A 17,008-nucleotide genomic window follows, 5' to 3' on the forward strand; every position below is an offset into this window, starting at 1 on the left:
GGGAGCGGAGGGTGCCGGGATAGTGGCCGTCTGTGATGACACGGGAGGCCACGGGTGGCGAAGGCGCGTGACAGGGGCAAACCGGAGACGTCGGAGTCGGAGCTGCTGCTGTTCGGGGGCCCGCTGCGGTACGACATGGGCTGGTCGCAACATGCCAACGCGTTTCTGGAGCTGAACTTCCGGGCGATGGTACGGCGGCTTCCCTCGCTGCTCGCGTCGAGTTTCCGGCTGGCCTGGCAGGCCGACCGGCGGGCGGCCCGGGCCGTACTGGCCGCCGAGACGGGTCGCGGCCTCGCCCAGGCGGTGAGCCTGTTCGCGGTGAACGCCGTCCTGGCCCGGCTGATGGCGGACGGACCCGTCGAGGAGCGGTTACGGGGAGCCGCCCCCGCACTCGTCACCATCGCCGCCGTGATGCTGGTGGCCACCCTGCTCCGGGCGGCGTCGACGTATGCCACGGGACGCCTGGAGCCCAAGGTGGAGCGCGTGGCCACCGAGCGCTATCTGGAGCGGGCGGCGGCCGTGGAGTTGTCCGCGATCGAGGACGACGGCTTCCACAAGCTGCTGGACACCGCGAAGTACGGCGCCCAGTCGGCACGCCGGATGATCACCTACTCGGCGCGTGTGGTGAACGCGCTGATCTCGCTGATCGCGGCGGCCGGTGTGCTGACCGTGCTGCACCCGGCCCTGCTGCCGCTGCTCGTCACGATGACGCTGCCGAGCGCCTGGAGCGCCCTGACGATCGCCCGCCGCCGCTACGAGTCCTTCCACGCCTGGGTGCAGCACGTGCGCGCCGGATATCTGCTCAGCTCCCTGCTGATCGAGCCGGAGGCGGCCCCGGAGATCCGGGTGCACGGCGTCGGCCCGTTCCTGCTGCGCCACTTCCGCTGCATGTCGGAGACGGCGGAGACGGAGCAGGCGCGCCTGGCCCGGCTGGCGGCCCGTACGGGCCTGTACGCGGCCGTGTGGACCGGGCTGGCCACCGTGGCGACGTACGCGACGCTTGGCGGTCTGCTGCTCGCCGGGGCCATGGCCCTGTCCGTGGCCGGTACGGCGGTCATCGCGATCCGCACCGGCTCGGCCAGCCTGGACACGCTGGTCCTGGAGGTGAACTCCCTCCACGAGGAGGCCCTCTTCGTGGGCGACATGCAGCGCCTGCACGTGGAGGCCGCCAAGCGCGCCATCCCGGAGGGCGGCGACCCGCTGCCCGAGGATCCGAGCGAGATCCGCCTGGAGAACGTGACCTTCAGGTATCCGGGGAAGGCCGGCCGTCCCGCGCTGAGCGATGTCACCCTGACCGTGCCTCTGGGCAAGATCGTGGCCCTCGTCGGCGAGAACGGCTCGGGCAAGACGACCCTGGTCAAACTGCTCGCCGGGCTGTACACCCCCGACCAGGGCAAGATCATGTGGGACGGTGTGGACGCGGCGACCGCGGACCGGCGGCAGCTCGCCGAGCGCATCGCGATGGTCGCGCAGGACTTCAAGCGGTGGCCCTTCACCGCCCGCGTGAACATGGCGATCGGCCGTCCCTCGGCGCCGCTGACCGACGAGCGGCTCGCCTCCTCCGTCGCCGAGGCCGGGGCACAGGACGTCATCGAGGATCTGCCGCGCGGCATGGACACGCTCCTGGCCCGCGGTTTCAGCGGCGGACACGAGCTGTCGGGCGGCCAGTGGCAGCGGCTGGGGATCGCGCGGGCCGCGTACCGGCGGGGGCGCATCCTGATCGTGGACGAGCCGACGGCGGCCCTGGACGCCCGCGCCGAGCTCGAGGTCTTCGAGAAGATCCGCGCCCTGGCGGGCACCGGTCAGACGGTCGTCCTGATCACCCACCGGCTGGCGTCGGTCCGCCACGCCGATCTGGTGCACGTCCTCGACCAGGGCCGTCTCGTGGAGTCCGGCACCCCGGACGAGCTGCTGGCCACGGGCGGGGTGTACGCGGAGCTGTACTCACTTCAGGCGGAGCAGTTCGCGGCGAAGGTGCCGAACGGGCGGGCTCCCGCCACGAAGGTGCCCGCTCCGAAGACGGGCTGACCTCAGGCCGCGGCCCCCGCCGCGCTGTCGGCGCCGCGCACGATGACCAGGAACATGTCCGTCGCGATGTCCATCACGACCTCGGCCTGCTGGCCCTCCAGACGCGCCGCGTGCGCGAACTCCTCCGCCGGCCACGAGCCGCGTGGCCCACCGGCGGGAAAGCGCCCCAGCACCATTCGCCCGTTCACCCTGCACCTCCATGTCGCGCCGCACTCGTAACTCGTGGTTCATGGTTCGTTGGTTTGTTGGGTCGTTGGTTCGTTGGTTCGTAGATTTAAACGCCAACCATGGGGTGAACGGCTCGCCAAGTGACATTACTGAGACGTAGTTGACACGCGGTCAACGACGGATCGTGAGATACCTCTCAGAATTCACACATTCCGGTTACTTTGCGTACTCATACTGGCACTCTTCGTGTTCATGCGGGCGGCTTGTCGTAGTCCTGGATGCGGCCGCCGTGACTGCGGTCAGTGAGCGCGGTCAGGCGTTCCTCCAGCTCCCGCACGGTCGCCGGCACGTCGACGGTGAGCAGTCGGCGGTCGCGCATGAGGACACGGCCGTCGACGATCGTGGTGCGTACGTCGGCGGAGCGGGCGCTGTGCACGAGGGTGGCGGCGAGGTCGTGGACGGGCTGGGTGTGGGGGCCGGTGAGGTCGACGAGGACGATGTCGGCGCGCCGGCCGGGGGCGAGGCTGCCGATCCGCTCCCCCAGCCCGACGGCCCGGGCGCTCTGGAGGGTGGCGTGGTGCAGGGCCTGGCGGGAGGTCAGCCAGCGCGGGTCGCCCTCGGTGGACTTCTGCACGAGCGCGGTGAGCGCCATGGCCTCCCACACGTCGAGGGAGTTGTTGGAGGCGGCGCCGTCCGTGGCCAGCCCGACGGGGACGCCGATACGGCACAGGGCCCGCACCGGTGTCGTGGGCCAGGCGAACTTGAGGTAGCCGCGGGGCGCGGTCGCCACGGCCACCGGCCCGGTCGCCCGCTCCAGCACCGGCAGGTCGCGCTCGACGATCCCGGTGCCGTGCGCGATGAGCACGCCCGCGTCGACGCCCAGCAGGCCGGTGCGCTCCAGGACCTCGATGGGTGTGACCCCGTGCCGGGCGAGGCTGTTGTCGGTCTGGTCGCGGCTCTCCGAGGCGTGCAGATGGACGGGCAGGCCGTGTTCGCGGGCGAGTTCGGCGGTCGCGGCGAGGTCGGCGTCCTCGACGGTGTAGGGGGCGTGCGGCGCGAGCGCGGTGGTGATACGGCCACCGGTTGCGTCCCGGTGCCGTAGCGCGAACTCCAGGGACCGCTCCCGGCCTTCGGCCCCCTGCGAGGAGAAGAAGGCCTCCCCCAGATGCGCCCGCACCCCGGTCTCCTCGACCACGGCGGCGACCGTGTCCATCGAGAAGTAGTGGTCGGCGAAGCACGTCACCCCGCCCCGGATCATCTCCGCACAGGCCAGCCGGGCCCCCAACTCCACGTCCCTGGCCGTCAGATTGGACTCGACGGGCCAGATGACGTCGTTGAACCACTCCTCCGCCGGCATGTCCTCGGCGAGGCCGCGCAGGGCCACCATCGGCGCGTGCGTGTGGCAGTTGATCAGCCCCGGCAGCGCGACCTGGCCGCGCGCGTCGATCCGTTCCGCCGTGGGCACCGGAGCCGTCTCCTCCGCCGGCCCGATGCTCTCGATCACCCCCTCCCGTACGACGATGGCGGCGTCCTCGACGAAGTCGATCCCCTCGTGCTCGTCGTGGACGAGGGCCGTGCAGCCGGTGATGACGAGATCGGCGGGAGACGGAGAGGGCGTCATGCCGTCACGGTACGACGACGACGTGCTCGGGAGGGGGGTGAATCGGGCATCCGGCGGGTGGGGCGTGGAGCAGGCCGCGTCTGGGTGGGGCGTGGAATCGGGTCGCGCTCGCGCCGGGACGGACTGGGGCGTGGCTCAGGCCGTGAGGTCCGTCCTCGGCAGGACGTCGGCCACGTCCGGTGCGTCGGGGAGGCTGATGCCCGCGTGCCTCTGGTGCCGTGCGAGTTCGTCGAGCAGTGCGGTGAGGCGCTCGGTGTGCCGGCGGGCGAGCCGTCCGGTGTCGTCGAGGTGCACGGCGCAGGCGGTCGTGGTGTCGACAAGTCGCTCGAGGGCGGCGGCCACCTCGTCGGTGCCCTCGGTGTGGCGGGCCAGGGCGGGCAGTTCGGCCCCGGAGAGGGCGATCGCAGCGCGGGCCTGGGCGAGGGCGCGGTAGGCCTCACGGCGCAGGGTCCAGCGGGCGGCGCGGTCGTCGGACTCACCGGGCAGGGCGGCCCCTACGGACACGGACACACCGTTCGGCATGGACACACCGTTCGGCATGGTTCCGCGGCTCGACACCGAAGCCCCGTCGGGCCCGGACGGCCAGGTCGAGGGGGACAGCCCGCTCGCCGCCCTCTCGGCGGCCCCGCCCGGCTCGGCGTCCCCGCCCGGCATGCGCGACTCGTTCAGGACGTGCGCGAGGTAAGCGTGCGCCGCCGTCCCCGCGACGGTGAGCCGGGCGCGTACGCCCCCGCCACGCTGCCCCTTCGGCATGGGCAGATGGCCGACGATCAGCACGATGGCGCAGGCCAGCAGCGTCTCGGCGATACGGCTCCAGGAGGCCTGGGGTTCGCCGCCCACCATGACGAGGGCGAGGACGAGCACGGTGACGACGGCGGTCTGGGCGGCGAAGTGCCGCGTGGCGACGGGTATGAGCGCCCCGCTGACCGCGACCAGCGCGATGAGCCCTTCCGGCCGGGGCAGCACGGCGGCGAACCCGGCGAAGAGCACGGCACCGAGTACGGTCCCCGCGGCCCGGCACAGCACCCGTGACACGAGCGGCCCGAGGTCGGGCTTGACCAGGAAGACGGCGGTCGCGGGCAGCCAGTACCAGTGCTCGTGGTGCAGCACCTGCGCCACGGCCGCGCCGGCCCCGAACGACAGGGCGACCCGCAGCCCGTACTCGCGTCCGCCGGACCCGAGGCCGAGACGCATGAGCGACCCGAGGGTACGGCGGCGGGTGTGCAGGTCGTGTGCGTCGCCGCCCCGGTCGAAGGCGTCGGCGGCGCGCAGGAGCGCGTCGTCGAGTGCGCGCAGTGCGGGCGCGGAGCGTGAGGGCGCGGGCAGCGGCCCGGTGGCGGTGTTGCCGCGTACGGCGGCGGCCAGCCGGCGGGGCCCTTCGGAGGCGCGGCCGATGACGGCGTCCCCGGCCCAGGCCAGCGCGGTCGCCGCCTCGGCGAGCGGCAGCGCGGCGGCGAACTGGGCGTGCAGGCGCCGCTCCGCCGACGAACTGGCGTACCGCCGCAGCCGGGGCCCGGCGAGTGCGTCCTGGGCATGGTCGAGAGCGGCGGTCAGCGCGGCCCGCCGGGCGGTCGCGTCCGGGGTGCCCACGGCGTCCAGCAGGCCCGCGATCGCGTCGTACACGGCGGCGACGGCGTCCCGCTCCCCGTCGAACCGGTAGTCACCGGCGGTGAGGACGGCGGGCGTGGGCAGGGCGAGGCGTAGGACGAGCAGCCATCCGGCTCCGGCGAGATAGGCGAGCGCCCGCTGCCATCCCGTCTCCGGCAACGGCATCCCGGCGCCGATGGCTGCGGCCACGAGCAGTTGCGTGCCGGCCCCGGACGCCACGGGCCCGACCGCGCTCATACCGCCGGCGAGCAGGCCGAGCGCGGTGAGCAGCAGGGTGAGGACGACGGCCCCGGCGTACTGTCCGGCGTACGTCCCGACGAGCAGGCCCACGGCTCCCGCGAGCGCGGGCGCACCGAGCCGCTGCACCGCGACGCGACGGCTGCCGGGCCGGTCGTTGATCCCGGCGAGCATGGCGCCGAGCGCGGCGAGGACCCCGGCGGAGGGCCGGTCCAGCAGCACGGCCACCAGCAGCAGCGGCCCACCGGCCAGCGCCCCTCGCACCACCGCGTTCCAGGGCACCGGCCCCCTTTGCGTACGCAGAGCATGGGCGAGCCAGGGCGGCAGGACGAGGACAGCGGGGCGGGTCACAGGGCTCCTGTCGTCGGATGAGGGCGGGGTGTGCCTTCGGGCGACGGCGGCCGGGGCGTGGGCGTGGGTGGGTGGTGTCAGTGACGCCGGTTCATGGCGTCGGCTGCTTGTGGTCTCCACCGTAGGTCCCGGACCTGGAGGGAGTGGAACGCTCGTATTACCGCGATGTGACGATGCGTGGATAGGCCATGTTCTTTATGAACGCAACAGGGCCGCGCGGGCAAGGCAGGGCCGCGCGGGCGGGTCAGGGCGGAAACAGGTGGGCCCGAGGGCGTAGCCGGCCCCCGGGCCCTGAGATGCCGCCCATCGGGCACGCCGCAACGGTTGAGAGCCCAGGTCAGTCATCATGTCGCCGCGTCCTGCCTTTGGACCATCGCGCATCGAGCTGCGCGAGCTGGACTTGAACCAGCACTTCGGCGTCCGGGGCCTGGGCCCGGTCGTTGCGACGATCGGCGGCGAATACTGAGTCTGGAGCAATAGTCTGAGATTGATGACGGTCCGTCCCTGAACTCTTCGGCGGGTACGGACCGCTCCGTCACGACAAGCCTCAGCTTCAGCTTGCGCTCCTCGCGCACCCCGTCCGGCGCACAGGCCGGCCGGGGAGTCTGTGAGACTACCCGAACAGGTAGCCGAACACCGCGTCACCGACCCGCTGGTCGACGACGTCCACGCCGTTCGCTTCCTCCCGCGCGAACTTCACGGCCTGCTGCAACTTCTCGAGGCGGTCGAGGATCTCGTTCACGCGCCGGGCGGGCAGGGCCCCCGAGAACTTCACGGTGGTCCAGTAACCGACCGGGATGTCCTCGTAGTACACCTCCACCTGGGCGGGGTGCTTGTCGGTCGCCTCGGCCTTCACATGGTTGCGCGGCACCTTCTTCGTCCGCACCGTCCGCACGGCCTCGGTCTTCCAGGCGTCGGTGGACGGATCCTGCGCCCACGCCTCGGACGCGTCGAGCACCGGCAGCTTCCGCACCAGCGTGTTGATCTCCCCCAACTGCTTCTCCAGGAAGAGCAGATAGGAGACGGGGGCATCGGCGACGAGCACCCGGCCCTCCACCTTCACATCCGCCCGCGCCGTGCAGTTGGCCCAGTCCTTGGTGGCGGTCACGTCGAACAGCCGCGTGAGGATCCCCGCGGTCTCCCGCAGCACGTCCTCCGCCCGCACCTGCACCCGAGTCGACTCGGGCGGCAACTGCTCGCCCTCCTCGTCCTTCGGCTGGTACGTACGCGCGATACCGGCCAGCAACGCCGGCTTCTGCAGCCCGTGGTGAGCGGCGGTCAGGTCCTGGTGGGACTTGGCCTTGACGCCCTTCTCGACTGCGATGATCTGATTGAGTTTCGCCACGTGGGAGACGGTAACAGCGGAAGTGCGCTCTCTTCGAAGGATTATTCGGAAAGGGCGTGAGCCCCGGTCTGCCGAGCGGATTCACACGGCAGTCCGTCCCGTCGCCCTACTCGGAGTCCTGCTTGGCGCCCTGCTCGGAGTCCTCGAAGAGGATTTCAGCCTCGGAGACCGCCCGCACGAGCGCCGCCGGTTCCGCGCGCAGACCCCCGACGATCCCGTCGACCGCCCGCAACCCCGCTCGCTCCAGCAGCCGCTTCTCGTTCGTCACCCACTCGCCCCGCGCCGCCAGCATCCCGTGCGCCGCCTGGGCCGCGGCCGTGGCGACGGCGCCGGCGACCTCGGTGAGGCGGCCATTCGGGGCGTGGTTCGCCTTCGCGTACGCGAGGGTCGCGCGGGCGGTGCCGTGCCAGCGTTCGGCGGCGGACGCGCGGAGCTTCTCCGGGTACGCGGCCGGGCGGGGCAGGTCCCCGCGCAGGACGCGGTTGACGGCCAGCTCGGCGACGAGGAGGTAGCTGGGGATGCCGGCGAGGTGGAAGAGAAGGGGCTCCACGTGGAAGCGCCCCTCCTCGGCCTTCGCCAACTCCCCTTCGACGACGTCGAGATCGCGGTAGTGCACGTCGACCCGGCGGCCGTCGACGGTCAGCCAGGCACCACCGTTGAAGACACCGCCGCCCCAGCCGCCGATCTCGGAGACCTCGCCCTCCCAGCCGACGGCTCGGAGATCGGCCGGGTCGAACGGGCCTCGGTAGTAGACCGCCAGGTCCCAGTCACTGTCCCGACCGTCCGTGCCCTCCGCCCGTGAACCACCGAGGGCGACGGCGCGGACGGTGGGGAGAACGGCGAGGCGGTCCGCCACGTGATCGAGGAAGGCGGGGTGGGAGAACCCTCGGCCGGGCGAAAGCCCCGCGCGGCCGCTCGTGGTCATCGCCGGGGTTCACGGCTGATCTGGCCGACCTGGATCACGGGGGCGTGGTGCACGCCTCCGTTGATGGTGTTGTAGTTGTAGACCGATCCCGCACCCCGGTAGCCCGACTCGGGCGCCAACTCGTCCAGCAGCTCCCGGAGTTCGGCGGCGGCGTTCGGATCCGCCCGGAGAGTGCGGCGGAGACGGTTGCGCCACTCCGCCTGTACGTCGGCCACGGCCTCCTCGTCACCGGCGTCCTGCGCGGCGACCAGGTCGGCCCGCGACTCCTCCAGATCCTCCTGGACGCCGTCCGCGTCTCTTCCCCGCGAGAAGAGGGCGACCATCCGATCGCGCAGCGACGCCCAGCCGTCGCCCACCATCTCCTGAACCAGCGCCGTGGCTCCCGCCGCCGCCAGTGTGGTCAACTCCGCGTCCACCGCGCCCCCTTGGTCGTCATCGCCGTACCGGCCTCCCACCGTACCGTCACACCGTGTACGGAGCGGGTGCCCTGCGACAAGGACGCCGCCCCCCTGGTGCTCCGGCAGGCGGCGCCTGACCGGGCTCGGCGCGGGAAGGGCGGAGGGGGCCGAACCGGCGGCGGAACTCGGCGGCCGGTCGCGCTACCTGAACCTGGACGTCAGCGGTGAGGAGGGCTGGCAGCGGGCGGTGGCCGAGGTGGAGCGGGACCTGGGCCCGGTGTCGGTGCTGGTCACAACGCGGGGATCGCCGAGTGGGGCTCGATGGAGGAACAGTCCCTCGAATCGTTCCGCCGGGTCCTCGACGTCAATCTGCAGGGCCCGTGGCTGGGCATGCGCGCGGTGGCGCCCTCGCTGCGCCGGGCCGGCGGCGGGGTGATCGTGAACATCTCCTCGCTCGCGGGACCGACTTCCTACGCGGGCATCGGCTGGCACGGGAGGAGGGCTGGCGCGTGGACAGTCCGTACGGTGATACGACGCCCGGGTCTGCGGTGAGGTAGCGGCGGGGCGACGGCGGGGTGGCGGGCCCGGCCCGGGAAGGCGGTGCTTCCGGGGGTGTCGGCTCGAAATCCGGATGCGCGCACCCGCACGGAATGCGCATGATCGACAGGTTGTCGTCCATCGGGAGCAGTCATGATCCAGCGTGTCACCGTCCCCAGCCTCTTTCCGCCGCCCGTCTACTCGCACGCGTCCGTCGTCGAGGCAGGGACGAGACTCGCCTTCCTCGCCGGTTCGGTTCCGCTGGACGCTGACGGGAAGCTGGTCGGCGAGGGGGACCCGATACGGCAGGCCCGGCAGGTGCTGGCCAACCTCGGGGAACAGTTGCGGGCGGTGGGCAGCGACTTCGCGCACGTCGTGTCGACCGATGTGTACGTCGTGAGCGGCGAGCCCGCGGTCCTCTCCGCGGTCTGGGACGTCGTCGAGACCTCCGGCCTCAGCACCGGCCCCCACTCCTCCACCCTCCTCGGCGTGGCCTGTCTCGGCTATACGGGCCAGCTCGTCGAGATCACAGCGACAGCGGTGATCCCGGAGCCCTGAACCCCGTCCCGTCCCCCGTCCCCCTCCCTCGCGTCCTCGTCCTCGTCCCCGTCCCCGTCCCCGTCCCCGTCCCCGTCCCCGTCCCCGTCAGGAGCATGGTCAACCGCGCGAGTCACCCGAGCCCCCCGGCCCCCAACTCCTCCGCTTGGGCAGCGGCTTCGCGTACCCGCCCACCCGGCTCGTCGTCAGCCCCAGCGACACCAGTGACTCGGCGAGCTTGACGGCCGCCCCCACCCCGTCGACGACCGGTACCCCCAGCTTCTCGCTCACCGTCCGCTGCAGCCCGGTCATCCCGGCACACCCCAGCACCAGCACCTCGGCCCCGGCGTCCCGGGCCCGCTGCGCGGCGGTGAGGAACGCACGGGTGGTGCGGTCGGAGTCGGCGAGGTCGAGGACGCCGAGCCCGGTGCCGACGATCGCCGCGCAGTTGCGGCCCACCCCGGCGGCGTCGAGGCTGTCCTCGATCTGCCCGCAGGAGCGCTCCAGCGTGGTGACGACGCCGTAGCGCCGCCCGAGCAGGCAGGCGAGGTGGGCGGCGGCCTCGGTGATGTCGACGACGGGCACGTCCACCAGTTCGCGCGCGCCCTCGCGCCCGTGCTCCCCGAACCCGGCCATGACGACGGCGTCGTACGGCTCCTCATAGGTCCGCAGGGTGTCGAGGACGGCGGCGGCCGAGAGGTAGCTGTCGAGCCAGCCCTCCGCCGACTCGGGCCCCCACGCGGGGGTCAGCCCGGTCACGGTGGTGCCCGGGCCTGCGGCGGCCCGGGCACCTCGCACGATCTCCTCGGTCATCTCCTGCGTCGTGTTGCAGTTGGTGACGACGATGCGCACGCTCAGCTCTCCACGGCTGCCGGCTTGGTGGTACCGCCCGCGAGGTCGGCCCCGGCAGGCTCCGTCGCGGCCCGCTCGTCCCGGCACAGCACCGCGTACAGCCCGGCGGCCAGCGCCGTACCGATGAACCACGAGTAGGGGGCGACCGCGCTGAAGGTGGTCACCAGGGCGAGGACCGCCGAGACCGCCGCGGCCGGCAGGAACGCCCACAGGGCCTTGGGGTTGACGCCCTTGCGGTAGTAGTAGCGGGAGCCGGGCTCGGCGTTGAAGAGTTCGTCGACGTCGATACGGCCGCGCTTGACCCAGAAGTAGTCGAGCATGATCACGCCGAACAGCGGGCCGAGGAAGGCACCCAGGCCGCCGAGGAAGTACTGCACGACGGTGGGGTTGGAGAAGAGGTTCCACGGGGTCACGACCAGCGCCGCGACCGTACTGATCAGGCCGCCGACCTTGAAGGTGATCTTCTGCGGCCAGACGTTGGCGAGGTCGTACGCCGGTGAGACGAAGTTGGCGACGATGTTGACGCCCATGGTGGCGATGGCGAAGGTCAGGGCACCCAGCACGAGCACCCAGGTGTTGCCGACCTTGGCGACGAGTTCCGCCGGGTCGGTGATGGCCTCGCCGAACACCTCCAGCGAGCCGGCCGTGACGATGACCGACACGACCACGAAGGCGGTCGAGTTGATCGGCAGGCCCCAGAAGTTGCCCCGTTTGACGGTCCTGTAGTCGGGCGCGAAGCGGGAGAAGTCGCAGAAGTTGAGCATCAGCGTGCCGTAGGTGGCGAGCACCAGCCCGATCGCGCCGAACCACTGCCGCCACTGCTCGCCGACGGAGACCGGGTTCGGGGTCGAGGTCAGGGAGATGGTCCAGCCGGCCTTGGCGAGGATCCAGACGGCCAGCGCGATCATGACGATCCAGATCGCGGGGCCGCAGAAGTCCTGGAACTTGCGGACCGACTCCATGCCCTGGCTGATGATCAGCGCCTGGATCAGCCAGAGGGCGACGAAGGTGATCCAGCCGAGGTGGTGCAGGCCGAGGAAGGAGTCGTGGGTCCAGGACTCCAGGCCCGGCCAGGCGGCCAGCAGCATGATGTTGACCGCGACGGACGCGAGATAGGTCTGGATGCCGTACCACATGATGGCGATCACGGCCCGGATGAGGGCCGGGATGTTGGCCCCCCAGACGCCGAAGCTGATGCGGCTGACCACGGGGAAGGGCACGCCGTGGCGCTGTCCGATCTTCCCCATCCAGTTCATCCCGATGTAGATGATCACGAAGCCGACGAGCAGCGACGTGAACACCTGCCAGACGTTCATGCCGAGGACGAGCAGGCCCGCGGCGAACGTGTAGTTGCCGAGGTTGTGGACGTCGGACATCCACAGGGCGAAGAGGTCGAAGACCTTCCAGTTCCGCTTCTCGGCGGGCGCGAGGTCTTCGTTGGTGAGGCGGGGGTCGGGGACGAACGCTGTGGTGCCGGTGGCTTCGGCACTGTCGGCGAGGGACACGGGGCCTCCAGGAGCGAGAGGAGACGAGGGTAGGTGGTGGGGACGGGTGCGGCACCGGCGTGGGGGACCAGGGGAGCACCGCGCGACGTTTGGTATACCAAACTGCGCTCATAGTCCTCCCGTCAACCGTTCTGACCGATGTCGCTGTTGTTAACGCCACGTAAAACACGCCTCGCGTCGGCGAAGATTGCCCCATGAGCTCCGTGGCTCCGGAAGGAGCGAAGATCGAACCCCTCGGTGCGGTGCGCGAGCGTGTCCTGGGGACCCTTCGGCAGGACATCATCGCGGGGCGGCTCCGCCCGGGCGACCGGCTCGTGGAGCGCGAGTTGGCCGACCGCTTCGGGGTCTCCCGCGTCCCGGTCCGCGAGGCGATCCGCGCCCTGGTCGCGGAGGGCTTCGTCCACTTCGAGACCCCGCGCCGCACGGTCGTCCGCCGCCTCACCCCGGCCGACGTGGCGGAACTCTTCGAACTGCGTGAGGCGCTGGAGGTGTACGCCGCCGGGCTCGCCGCCTCCCGCGCCACCCCGGAGTCCCTGGCCGAGCTGTCGGCCCTGCTCGACCGGGCGGCGGAGGCGACCCGCGCCGGGGACGCCGAGACGATCACCGACATCAACACCCGTTTCCACGACCGCGTCCTCGCCATGGCCGGCAACAGCCTGCTCATCTCCGTCATGGAGCCGGTCGACGGACGGCTGCGCTGGCTGACCCGCCAGAACACCGAGTGGCCCCAACTCCTCAGCGAACACCGCGAGTTGTACGAGTCCATCGCCTCCGGCGACCCGGACCGCGCCCGCGCCCACGCGCTCACCCACGTCCGGACCAACTACCGCTCGACGGTGCGGCACCTGTTCGGCGAGAACAGCGAGGAGAGCAGGGACGGTGCGGACGGTGCGGACGGTGCCGACGGCGGGCCGTAAACCCTGGTGAACCGCGAGCACCAGTCCGCCTACACTCTGCCGGTCCGTCAACTCAGGCGGTCGCCAAGTCAGTTGGGGAGTGGGGCATGGTCAGCAGACGTGGACTGTTGAGCGGAGCGGCGTTCGTGGGCGTGGGGGCGCTCACCGGGGTGGCGGGGAGCGCGGGCACCGCCGCGGCCGACGCCCCGCTCACCACTCCGTTCACCCCCGTCACAACCCCGCATCTGGCGGAGGCCGAGCGGATGGTGCACTACCAGCGTCTCCTGGCGTCCGGCTATCTGCCGGCCGGCCTCGTCGGGCACTGGCCGCTGGACGGCACCGGCGCCGACCGCTCCGGCCGCGACCGGCCCGTCACCCTCGGCTCCGGCGCCGGCTGGTCGACCCTGCGCTCCGGCGGCGAACTCACCTTCAACGGCACCTCCACCGCGTACGCCGCCACGGCCTCCGTCCTCGACACCACGGCCCCGTTCACGGTCTCGGCCTGGGTGCGCCTCGCGAACGGCGACGCACCCGCCGACCTGGCGAACATGTACACGGCGGTCAGCCAGGACGGCACGAGCGCCAGCCGTTTCCTCCTCCAGTACGACCCGGAGTTCAAGACCTGGGCGTTCAAGGTCCGCAGCGAGGACCAGAGCACCAAGGTCTCGGCCTTCGCCAACACCGCCGCCGAGCGCGGAGTCTGGACCCACCTGACCGGAGTGTGGGACGGCACACAGATCCACCTGTACGTGAACGGCGAACGGCATGGCAGCACCGCCACCACCCTGTCCTGGGCCTCGCCGCAGGGCTTCAACATAGGCCGCGCCAAGTGGGACGGCACCCATGTGAACCGCTTCAAGGGCTCGGTGGACGACGTACGGGCGTACGGGCGCGCCCTCAGCGCCGACGAGGCGTCCCTCATCAGCGGCCGTACCGCCGCCGAGAACAACCAGTACCTTGTCGGCGCCTCGTCGACGGTCACCTGGGGCACACCCGACGACCTGACCAGTTGGGTCGCGCAGGCCCGCTGTTCGTCCTTCATCACCTGGGTGCTCAGACACACCTACGGCTGGGCCACCGCGGACTACTTCCGGCAGTACTTCGACGACGGCATCCCCGAGGCCGCCGAGTACCGCAAGGCCTTCACCGAGGGCAGCGGCGGCCCGCACTTCCAGCCCGTCCGCAAGGTCGCCGACCTGCTGCCGGGCGACCTGATCGCGGTCGAGTACGGCCCCGAGGTCACCGACGCCACCGGGCACATCGTGATGGTCCGCGAGGTCAAGGGCGTCTACACCGGGACCGGTGCGAGGGACGGCGAGACCCAGTACGCGATCGAGGTCATCGACATGACCTCCTCCCCGCACGGCGTGTACGGGCAGCCCAGCGCCACCACACACCCCGACACGCGCATGGTCGGCAGTGTCGACGGCGAGGACTTCCAAGGGGTGGGCATCGGCCACATGATGTTCTACGCCTCGAACGCCACGGGCTATTTCACCCGCTACCGCTGGAGTTCCTACGGCGCGTCGCCGGACTACGTCGTCGCCGCCCGGCCCATCTCGGCGGCCCGCGTCGTCTGACGCTCAGCCGCTCTTGGCGTACGCGTCCGTCGCCGCCACCAGCGCCTCCGCCATGTCCGGTGCGCCCGCATTGTGTCCCACGTCGTCGACGAGGACCAACTCGCTGCCGGGCCAGGCGTGGTGGAGGCGCCAGACGATGCCGAGGAGGTTCCCGGGGTCGAGGCTGCCCTGGACGAGGGTGCCCGGAACGCCTTTGAGCCGGGGCGCGTCGCGCAGGACGACACCGTCGGCGTCGTCGCCCGCGCCCTCTCCCGCACCCTCTCCGAGGAAGTGACCGTTGCCCCAGTAGTGGGTGACGGTGCGAGCGAAGCCGTAGCGGAACACCGGGTCCTCATAGCGCGGCACGGAGCGGGGCGGCTGCGCCGCGATGGCCGTCTCCCAGTCGGTCCAGGCCCGCGCCGCCCGCGCCCGCACCGCCTCGTCGGGCGACTCGATCAGCCGGTTGTACGCGGCCGCCAGGTTCCCGTCCCGCTCGTCCTCGGGCAGTTCGGCCAGGAACCTTTCGAACGCCTCCGGGAAGAACTGCCCGAGTCCCCTGGTCAGCAGGGCGACTTCGGCGTCGGAGCCCGTGGCGACCCCGGTGAGGACCAGCTCGGTCACGGCCTCCGGATGCGTCTGCGCGTATCGCAGCCCGAGCGCCGATCCCCATGACACGCCCCACACCAGCCACCGCCCGATCCCGAGGTGCCGCCGCAGCAGCTCCAGGTCGGCGATCAGATGATCCGTCGTGTTGACGCTCATGTCGGTCTCGTACGCACTCGCCGGCGGCGTCGAACGCCCGCAGCCGCGCTGGTCGAGCAGCACGATCCGGTACGCCTCGGGGTCGAAGAGCCGCCGGAACCACCCGTTGGCCCGGGATCCCGGCCCGCCGTGCAGCACGACGGCGGGTTTGCCCTGCGGATTCCCGCAGACCTCCCAGTACACGCGGTTGCCGTCCCCGACGTCGAGCATGCCGTGGTCGTACGGTTCGATCTCCGGATAGAGGGGCATTGCGCGACCCTAACCGGCGCACGACTGCGTCGGCAGCCGGTTTTTGCCCTCCGGGCCGGCTCTCCTACGACGTGACCGGCAGCCCCGCGGCCTTCGCCGCCGTGCCCAGGACCTCGCGCAGCATCGCCGGGGTCAGCCGACCGGTGAAGGTGTTGCGCTGGCTCACGTGGAAGCAGCCGTAGAGGTCGAGCCCGTCGAGCGGTACGTGGGTGCCGTGGCCGAAGACGGGCCGTGGCCGGGGTATGTCCCAGCCGGCCTCGGCGAGCGCGGGCAGCGTGGCCTGCCAGCCGAAGGCCCCGAGCACGACCACGGCCCGCAGCGTGGGCCGCAACAGCTCCAGCTCCCGGACCAGCCACGGCCGACAGGTGTTCCGTTCCTCGGAGGTCGGCTTGTTCGCGGGCGGCGCGCAGTGCACGGGCGAGGTGATCCGTACGCCGTACAGCTCCAGCCCGTCGTCGATGCCGGCCACCGTGCCGCGCGAGGCCAGGCCCACGTCGTGCAGCGCCGCGTAGAGTACGTCGCCCGAGCGGTCGCCGGTGAACATCCGCCCCGTCCGGTTCCCCCCGTGCGCGGCGGGCGCGAGCCCGACGATCAGCAGCGCCGCGTCGGGCGGCCCGAAGCCCGGCACCGGACGTCCCCAGTACTCCTGGTCGGCGAACGCGGCCCGCTTGGTACGCGCCACCTCTTCCCGCCACTCGACCAGCCGGGGACAGGCCCGGCACCCGGTGATCCGCGCGTCGAGCGCGGCCAGCCCGGTCGCCCCACCGCCCCAGCCGCTGCCCCCGTCACCGTCTACGCCGCTGCCCATGGCTCCACGGTACGTCCGGTGATCGCCTCCCCGAGAGGGCCGAGCGGGGAGCTAAGGTCGGAGCATGGCTTCTGAAGGTACGGAGGAGCGGGCGAGCGGTCCGAGCACCACGGACCGGGGCTCCGACACGGCAGCGGCAGCCGCCGAGGCCGCCCGCCCCACGGGCGGCGAGACCGTCCGCATCGACAGCTGGATCTGGTCCGTCCGCCTGGTCAAGACCCGCTCGATGGGCGCCACCGCCTGCCGGGGCGGCCATGTCCGCGTCAACGGCGAGCGGGTCAAGCCCGCGTACGCGGTGCGTGTCGGCGACGAGGTGCGGCTCCGGCAGGCCGGCGGCCACGAGCGGATCGTCGTCGTCAAGCGTCTGATCCGCAAGCGGGTCGGCGCGCCCGTCGCCGCCGAGTGCTACGTCGACAACTCCCCGCCGCCCCCGCCCCGCGAGGCCACCGCCCCCGCCGGCATCCGCGACCGGGGCACCGGCCGCCCCACGAAACGCGACCGCCGCGACCTGGAGCGCCTCCGGGGCCTGGCCGAGTCCGCGAACGCCGAACGCCACCGCCGCCCCACCTGAGCGCTCCGCCTGAGCGCTCCGCTGGAGGTACCGCGAGGTGCCGTCGCTCGT

The 17,008-nt window shown here is 71.9% G+C and carries 16 protein-coding genes; 6 read left to right on the forward strand and 10 right to left on the reverse strand.

The window, feature by feature from the left end:
* Positions 1-54 precede the first annotated feature (54 nt).
* A complete protein-coding gene (locus ACWD26_RS07355; RefSeq protein ID WP_451267163.1) occupies positions 55-2,028 on the forward strand; it encodes an ABC transporter ATP-binding protein in 1,974 nt (657 codons plus the stop codon).
* A gap of 2 nt (positions 2,029-2,030) precedes the next feature.
* Here ACWD26_RS07355 and ACWD26_RS07360 read toward each other — a convergent pair whose 3' ends face one another.
* From ACWD26_RS07360 to ACWD26_RS07385, 6 genes are all read right to left on the reverse strand, one after another.
* Positions 2,031-2,216, reverse strand: a complete 186-nt coding sequence (locus ACWD26_RS07360) for a hypothetical protein (protein WP_451267165.1) — start codon at positions 2,214-2,216, stop codon at positions 2,031-2,033.
* Positions 2,217-2,446: 230 nt separating this feature from the next.
* Positions 2,447-3,817, reverse strand: a complete 1,371-nt coding sequence (locus ACWD26_RS07365) for an amidohydrolase (RefSeq protein ID WP_451267167.1) — start codon at positions 3,815-3,817, stop codon at positions 2,447-2,449.
* A 135-nt stretch (positions 3,818-3,952) separates the two neighbouring features.
* Entirely contained in the window at positions 3,953-6,013 is a 2,061-nt protein-coding gene (locus ACWD26_RS07370) for an FUSC family protein (protein ID WP_451267169.1), read from the reverse strand.
* A 613-nt stretch (positions 6,014-6,626) separates the two neighbouring features.
* Positions 6,627-7,358: a DUF7873 family protein gene (locus ACWD26_RS07375; RefSeq protein WP_451267171.1), complete on the reverse strand. Its 732-nt coding sequence runs from the start codon at positions 7,356-7,358 to the stop codon at positions 6,627-6,629.
* A gap of 106 nt (positions 7,359-7,464) precedes the next feature.
* Positions 7,465-8,283: a nucleotidyltransferase domain-containing protein gene (locus ACWD26_RS07380; protein ID WP_451267173.1), complete on the reverse strand. Its 819-nt coding sequence runs from the start codon at positions 8,281-8,283 to the stop codon at positions 7,465-7,467.
* On the reverse strand, positions 8,280-8,699 hold the full coding sequence (locus ACWD26_RS07385) for a hypothetical protein (protein ID WP_451267175.1): 420 nt from the start codon (positions 8,697-8,699) through the stop codon (positions 8,280-8,282). Before ACWD26_RS07385 ends, ACWD26_RS07380 begins: the two co-directional genes overlap by 4 nt.
* Positions 8,700-9,002: 303 nt before the next feature.
* Here ACWD26_RS07385 and ACWD26_RS07390 point away from each other — a divergent pair, with 303 nt between their 5' ends.
* Together ACWD26_RS07390 and ACWD26_RS07395 are read left to right on the forward strand one after the other, a co-directional pair.
* Positions 9,003-9,233 carry an SDR family NAD(P)-dependent oxidoreductase gene (locus tag ACWD26_RS07390; RefSeq protein ID WP_451267177.1) on the forward strand — a complete coding sequence of 77 codons (231 nt, stop codon included), beginning with the start codon at positions 9,003-9,005 and terminating at the stop codon, positions 9,231-9,233.
* Between the two features lie 138 nt (positions 9,234-9,371).
* Complete coding sequence (locus tag ACWD26_RS07395; protein WP_451267179.1) at positions 9,372-9,776, forward strand: RidA family protein; 405 nt, start codon at positions 9,372-9,374, stop codon at positions 9,774-9,776.
* Positions 9,777-9,875: 99 nt separating this feature from the next.
* On the opposite strand, the gene ACWD26_RS07400 is transcribed toward ACWD26_RS07395, so the two are convergent.
* Together ACWD26_RS07400 and ACWD26_RS07405 are read right to left on the reverse strand one after the other, a co-directional pair.
* Positions 9,876-10,607, reverse strand: a complete 732-nt coding sequence (locus ACWD26_RS07400) for an aspartate/glutamate racemase family protein (protein WP_451267181.1) — start codon at positions 10,605-10,607, stop codon at positions 9,876-9,878.
* 2 nt (positions 10,608-10,609) lie between these two features.
* On the reverse strand, positions 10,610-12,112 hold the full coding sequence (locus ACWD26_RS07405) for an NCS1 family nucleobase:cation symporter-1 (RefSeq protein WP_451267183.1): 1,503 nt from the start codon (positions 12,110-12,112) through the stop codon (positions 10,610-10,612).
* 194 nt (positions 12,113-12,306) lie between these two features.
* Here ACWD26_RS07405 and ACWD26_RS07410 point away from each other — a divergent pair, with 194 nt between their 5' ends.
* Both ACWD26_RS07410 and ACWD26_RS07415 read left to right on the forward strand, forming a co-directional pair.
* Positions 12,307-13,029 carry a GntR family transcriptional regulator gene (locus ACWD26_RS07410; protein ID WP_451267185.1) on the forward strand — a complete coding sequence of 241 codons (723 nt, stop codon included), beginning with the start codon at positions 12,307-12,309 and terminating at the stop codon, positions 13,027-13,029.
* 86 nt (positions 13,030-13,115) lie between these two features.
* Positions 13,116-14,588 (forward strand): LamG domain-containing protein, encoded by a 1,473-nt coding sequence (locus ACWD26_RS07415; protein ID WP_451267187.1) that lies wholly within the window; start codon positions 13,116-13,118, stop codon positions 14,586-14,588.
* A 3-nt stretch (positions 14,589-14,591) separates the two neighbouring features.
* On the opposite strand, the gene pip is transcribed toward ACWD26_RS07415, so the two are convergent.
* Both pip and ACWD26_RS07425 read right to left on the reverse strand, forming a co-directional pair.
* Complete coding sequence (gene pip, locus ACWD26_RS07420; RefSeq protein ID WP_451267189.1) at positions 14,592-15,578, reverse strand: prolyl aminopeptidase; 987 nt, start codon at positions 15,576-15,578, stop codon at positions 14,592-14,594.
* A gap of 64 nt (positions 15,579-15,642) precedes the next feature.
* Positions 15,643-16,386: a uracil-DNA glycosylase gene (locus tag ACWD26_RS07425; RefSeq protein ID WP_451267191.1), complete on the reverse strand. Its 744-nt coding sequence runs from the start codon at positions 16,384-16,386 to the stop codon at positions 15,643-15,645.
* Between the two features lie 64 nt (positions 16,387-16,450).
* On the opposite strand from ACWD26_RS07425, the gene ACWD26_RS07430 reads away from it, so the two are divergent.
* Positions 16,451-16,957 carry an RNA-binding S4 domain-containing protein gene (locus ACWD26_RS07430; RefSeq protein WP_451267192.1) on the forward strand — a complete coding sequence of 169 codons (507 nt, stop codon included), beginning with the start codon at positions 16,451-16,453 and terminating at the stop codon, positions 16,955-16,957.
* The last annotated feature ends 51 nt before the right edge of the window (positions 16,958-17,008 follow it).

It is taken from the genome of Streptomyces sp. NPDC002787 (assembly GCF_053592095.1).

Bases quoted from the DNA above. Each gene is read 5' to 3' on its own strand.
- ACWD26_RS07365 (WP_451267167.1), bottom strand. From the start codon at position 3,817: ATGACGCCCTCTCCGTCTCCCGCCGATCTCGTCATCACCGGCTGCACG.
- ACWD26_RS07380 (WP_451267173.1), bottom strand. From the start codon at position 8,283: ATGACCACGAGCGGCCGCGCGGGGCTTTCGCCCGGCCGAGGGTTCTCC.
- ACWD26_RS07390 (WP_451267177.1), top strand. From the start codon at position 9,003: ATGGAGGAACAGTCCCTCGAATCGTTCCGCCGGGTCCTCGACGTCAAT.
- ACWD26_RS07395 (WP_451267179.1), top strand. From the start codon at position 9,372: ATGATCCAGCGTGTCACCGTCCCCAGCCTCTTTCCGCCGCCCGTCTAC.
- ACWD26_RS07410 (WP_451267185.1), top strand. From the start codon at position 12,307: ATGAGCTCCGTGGCTCCGGAAGGAGCGAAGATCGAACCCCTCGGTGCG.
- ACWD26_RS07415 (WP_451267187.1), top strand. From the start codon at position 13,116: ATGGTCAGCAGACGTGGACTGTTGAGCGGAGCGGCGTTCGTGGGCGTG.
- pip (WP_451267189.1), bottom strand. From the start codon at position 15,578: ATGCCCCTCTATCCGGAGATCGAACCGTACGACCACGGCATGCTCGAC.
- ACWD26_RS07425 (WP_451267191.1), bottom strand. From the start codon at position 16,386: ATGGGCAGCGGCGTAGACGGTGACGGGGGCAGCGGCTGGGGCGGTGGG.
- ACWD26_RS07430 (WP_451267192.1), top strand. From the start codon at position 16,451: ATGGCTTCTGAAGGTACGGAGGAGCGGGCGAGCGGTCCGAGCACCACG.